The following is a 3373-nucleotide window of genomic DNA, read 5'->3' as shown; positions in this document are numbered from 1 at the left end:
CTCCCGCGAGGGCCGGCGTTCGCCCGCGGCGGGCACCGCCGGCCAGGTTCGCCGCGCCCGGCCGCGAGACCGAGCACCGCAGCCGTCACGCGCGGCGAAACCCGGCGGACGCACGCGCGTCAGGTCGAAGAAGAAATTGGCCGAATCGTGAAGCCGGAGCGCGCTCGAGCGCGGCGACGGTCGGTCAACGGGTGATGCACGGTGGCGAGGTAACCGCTTTACCGGCGTCGACGGGCAGCGTGACGCAGGTCGCCCGCCGCTGCTCCGGCCTCTCCGCGCGAGTCAGACGCGCAGGCTGCGCACGGCCGCGCATTCGCGCCGCACGAGGCGCAGGTTCGTGCCGACCGAGGCCACGGCCTTGACGATCTGTTCGGGTGACACGCCCCACTGCGTTGCCCAGTACGTCAGTTCCCAATGCGAGGACAAGTCGATGCGGTCGGTGCTCTGCGCCGGCATGCGCAACGGCGAAACAAGGGTGCGACGCTCGTTCATGGCGTCCTCGGAAAACCACGGTGGCTGGGAATGCCGGTATACGCGCGGGCAAGTTAATGCGCCGTCATCGTTTCGTGGCGGAACGGCGACGAAAGCCGCAGCGCAGCCGGCGAATCAAGCGCTTGCGCGAGCTGACAGGATTCGACGCCGGCCGGCGTATTATCCAACGCCGGGCCGGCACAGGCCCTTGGATTCATTGCTGGAGTCGATCATGAAAGTGCGCTCTTTGAGCCTGGTCCTGTCCCTGCTGCTGACCGGCGGCGCCCAGGCGGCCGTCATCCTGGAAACCTCCAGCGAAGCACTTCGCGTCGATGCGGCCGCTGCGCCGAAATCCGAGCACTGGCGCAGCGGCGCCAAGGCCACCGCGGCCGCCCCGCTGCTGCAACTGCCGGCGCTGGCCGACGAGCGCGCCGCGGCCGTCAAGCGGCGCAACGAAAGCAACGGCAATCGCCGCCTGCAGATCGGCATCAGCCGCGGCATCGCGAGCGAAGCCGTCGATGATCTGCCGCAGCCGCAGCTGCAGTACGTCGACGGCGGCGCCGTACTGCGCCTGGACGTGGCCTCGCCGGGCGCCGTGGCGCTGCGCGTCGGCCTGCGCGGCAAGAACTGGCCCGACGGCGTGGAGCTGCGCGTGGCCGGCGCCGACGGCGTGATCCATGCGACCGACGCGGCCGCCGCGCGCAATCAGGCCGATGGCGACGGCGTGTTCTGGACCGCGGTGACCGAGGGCGAACGCCAGCAGCTCGAACTGTTCGTGCCGGCCGGCATCGACCCCGCCGGCGTCGCGCTGCGCGTGGACTCGCTGTCGCACCTGCTCGTGTCGCCGCTGACCGCCGCGCACAGCAAGGCGCTCGGCGATTCGGGCTCCTGCAACATCGACGTGGTCTGCCGCACCGGCAGCCTCGGCCAGTCCTTCGTCAACGCCAAGAACGCGGTCGCGCGCATGGTGTTCCAGTCCGGCGGCGGCAGCTATACCTGCACCGGCACCTTGCTTAACGACACCGACGACAGCAGCCAGATACCGTGGTTCTTCACCGCGCATCACTGCATCGGCGACCAGAGCGAAGCCTCGTCGCTGGCGACGTTCTGGAACTACGAGACGCCGACCTGCGGCGTCGACCAGTCCGGCCCGAACACCCAGCTGACCGGCGGCGCGCAGCTGCTGTATTCGCAGGGCAGTACCGACGGCGCCCTGCTCAAACTCAATTCGACGCCGCCGGCCGGCGCGGTCTTCGCCGGCTGGAACGCCAATCCGCTGACGCCGCCGGTCGCGGTCACCGGCATCCACCATCCTTCGGGCGACATCAAGAAGGTCAGCATCGGCAACAACAGCGGCACGCGCGAGAACGTCACGTTCGACGGCCAGACCGCCACCAGCACCTGGAAGGCGTCGTGGAGCCAGGGCACGACCGAAGGCGGCAGCAGCGGCTCGGGCCTGTTCACGATAGCGACCAACGGCGGCTACCAGCTGCGCGGCGGACTGTTCGGCGGCAGCGCGTCGTGCAGCAACTCGGGACAGGGCGAATCCTCGGGCAATGTGGACGTCTATTCGCGCCTCGACCTGATCTTCCCGTCGATCGAGCAATACCTCGTGCCGGCTTCGACCGGCCCGGGCCCGTCGCGCGACTACACGGGCCAGTGGGACGTGCGGACCGAAGGCGGCCGCGGCATCAGCATGTTCCAGTTCGGCAACACGCTGTTCGCGGTCTGGTTCGTCTACGACAGCCAGGGCCGCGCGTTCTGGTACCAGCTCGACCCGCAGTGGAGCGCGACGGACGTCGCCGGCGGCCGCGTCGTGAAGTTCACGGGCTCGCCGTGGGGTCCGACCTACAACCCCGACGCGCGCGTGCTGACCCAGGTCGGCACCTTCACCCTGACCTTCACTTCGGGCACGCAGGCGAACTTCAGCTACAACGTCGACGGCGTCAACCGCAGCGTGCTGCTGCAGAAGTACTGACGGACCGTCCGGCCGGCGCCGGGCGCGCCGAGATCCTCCCCTCTCCCTTCGCGGGAGAGGGGTTCGCCGGGCGGTTGAATATCCGATCGGATGTTCAATGGCGCCGCGATCGGTCTTTCGACGGACCTCCATCGAGTCCGTCAGTTCCGAAACTCCGCTCCCGCCGGAACAGGAGAGCTTTCCGGTGCTACTGCCCGCAGCGTGCGTCGCGCGGCTGAACCGGCAGGTATCCGAACCGGCTTCAGGCTGCCGGCGCCTGCCGCAGCTTCGCGGCGAGTCCGCCGGCACGCTGCACGGGGCGCTGCAGCGCCGCGGCGGCGGCGGCGGCCGTCGCGCAGAGATCGAGCCGCTCGCGCGCGCGCGAAATGCCCGTGTACAGCAGCTGGCGCGACAGGATGCGGTGCTCCGGGTCCGGCGGCAGCAGCACGGCGACGTGGGCGTATTCCGAACCCTGGCTCTTGTGGATCGTGATCGCGAATGCGCCCTCGTGCGCGGGCAGGCCTTCGGGCGCGAACGCGCGCGCGCCGGCGTCGGTCTCGAACCAGACGCGCAGCCGGCCTTCCGCGTCGGCCAGGCAGAGGCCGACGTCGCCGTTGAACAGGTGCTGGCCGTAGTCGTTCTGCGTGATCAGCACGGCGCGGCCGGGATACCAGGGCGATTCGGCGTCGACCTGCCAGAGCCGGCGCAGCTCGGTTTCGATCGCGGCGTTCACGGCGAGCGCGCCGAACGCATCCTCGCGCAGCGCGCAGAGCAGCTGGCGCTGGCCGAGCGCACGCAACGCCTCCGACGCGATCTGCCCGGGCTCGCGCGGCGGCGGCGAGAACAAGGAGGGCTGGTACGGCACGGCCGCCGCGTCGGCGGCGGATTCGCCGCCGCCCGGCGACGGCAGCGGCGGCCGCAGCGGCAGCGAGGCCAGCGCCGCAG

3 protein-coding genes are annotated in these 3373 nt (G+C 70.5%); 1 reads left to right on the top strand and 2 read right to left on the bottom strand.

Going from position 1 to position 3373, the window contains the following annotated elements; all coding sequences use genetic code 11:
• Positions 1-282: 282 nt before the first annotated feature.
• The gene (locus NON22_RS22025; protein WP_257389147.1) at positions 283-492 is read right to left on the bottom strand and encodes a DUF3606 domain-containing protein; all 210 of its coding nucleotides are present in this window, start codon (positions 490-492) and stop codon (positions 283-285) included.
• Positions 493-703: 211 nt separating this feature from the next.
• On the opposite strand from NON22_RS22025, the gene NON22_RS22020 reads away from it, so the two are divergent.
• Entirely contained in the window at positions 704-2449 is a 1746-nt protein-coding gene (locus tag NON22_RS22020) for a trypsin-like serine peptidase (protein WP_257389146.1), read from the top strand.
• Between the two features lie 241 nt (positions 2450-2690).
• On the opposite strand, the gene NON22_RS22015 is transcribed toward NON22_RS22020, so the two are convergent.
• A partial coding sequence (locus NON22_RS22015) for an ATP-binding domain-containing protein (protein ID WP_257389145.1) occupies positions 2691-3373 on the bottom strand: 683 nt, incomplete at its 5' end.

It is taken from the genome of Tahibacter caeni (assembly GCF_024609805.1).
GTDB lineage: Bacteria > Pseudomonadota > Gammaproteobacteria > Xanthomonadales > Rhodanobacteraceae > Tahibacter > Tahibacter caeni.
This window is presented reverse-complemented; position numbering and strand designations above follow the sequence as displayed.